Annotated in this window: 2 protein-coding genes; both read left to right on the top strand. The window is 72.2% G+C overall.

All coding sequences use genetic code 11. The features are described from left to right. Nucleotides 1-471, top strand: a 471-nt coding sequence (locus tag ACFVUS_RS44085) for a hypothetical protein (protein WP_387781588.1), incomplete at its 5' end; no start/stop codon positions are given. Then, a partial coding sequence (locus ACFVUS_RS44080) for a hypothetical protein (protein ID WP_387781585.1) occupies nt 468-1,094 on the top strand: 627 nt, incomplete at its 3' end. The genes ACFVUS_RS44085 and ACFVUS_RS44080, both read left to right, overlap by 4 nt.

Here is a 1,094-nt window from a genome sequence, read left to right as displayed (position 1 = left end):
ACGGCGACGGAGACCGCTCTTGCGGTGTTCCCCCGGGCGGTGGTGGAAAAGTTTCCCGAGGTCGTACGCGGTTTCCCCGTGGCCACACCGCTGGCGGACGGACTGCTGGCCGGCGCCGATCGGAACAGTCCGGCCGGTGATGTCCGCGACCTGGTCTGGGCGTGGGAAGCGCTCATTTCGCGGATGGCCGCAGGCTGGCCGCCCTCCGACTGGTACGGAGCGGCGACGTACGGGGAGGACCTGGAGAACCGTGATCGGCTGGCCGCGGCCGTGGAGGCGCTGCCCGCCGACGAACGGGCGCAGGCGGAGGCCGTCGTGGAGTCCCTTGACGCCGCCTTCCGGGAAGGCACCGCGGACGACGGCGGCCGGGCGCTCGCGGCAGCGCTCGAAGGCGGATCCGAGGGCTTCGCGTCCGGGCCCTGGTATTGGCGCCGACGTCCGGTCGCTCTGCCGTGGGAAACTGAGGAGTGATCACATCGGAGCCCGTGGGCGAATGGTTCTGGGAACCCTCCCCCGTGTCCGGTGCCGCCGAGAGCCGCATTGCGCGGGCGTTCGGTCTGCTGACCGACGTCAGGAACACTCTGGCCACCCTCGGCCTGGTCACGGGTGCGGGAACGGGTTCGGTCGTACTCAGCGACCGGCGCGCGATGGCCAGGCCCCTGTTCGAACTCCACGACGTTCCGGTGGAAGCCGGTGACGGCTTCGGTCCGCGGGTCGCCGCCTTGCCGCTGCTGCCGGAGCGTCTCCTGACGCTGAGTCTGAAGCTGCCCGGCGAGTGGACGGAATCCGGCGCCGGGCGCCGGGCGGAGAAGCTGTTCACCGTACGGGTCGACGTATGGGGCGAGGGCGCCGTGCTGCTGGCGCTGTCCACCTACGCGGACGCCTGGCTGACGCTGGACCTCAGGGAGCGCCCGCAACCGGAGGTGGCCGCGGAGAACGCGCCGCGCCTGGCCACCGCCCTGAAGCGGATCTCCGAGCTGACGGGTGCGGAGACCGACCCGGGTGACCCGACCCGGCACGCCCGGCCCACCGCGGAGGGCTTCGGCGACCTGCTGGCGGAGGGGGCGGAGTACGACGACTCGTGGGGCACCTTC

The sequence above is a fragment of the Nocardia sp. NPDC058058 genome, assembly GCF_042885355.1.
Lineage (GTDB): Bacteria > Actinomycetota > Actinomycetes > Mycobacteriales > Mycobacteriaceae > Nocardia.
The sequence above is the reverse complement of the archived record's forward strand: the minus strand, read 5'-3'. Positions and strand labels throughout refer to the sequence as shown.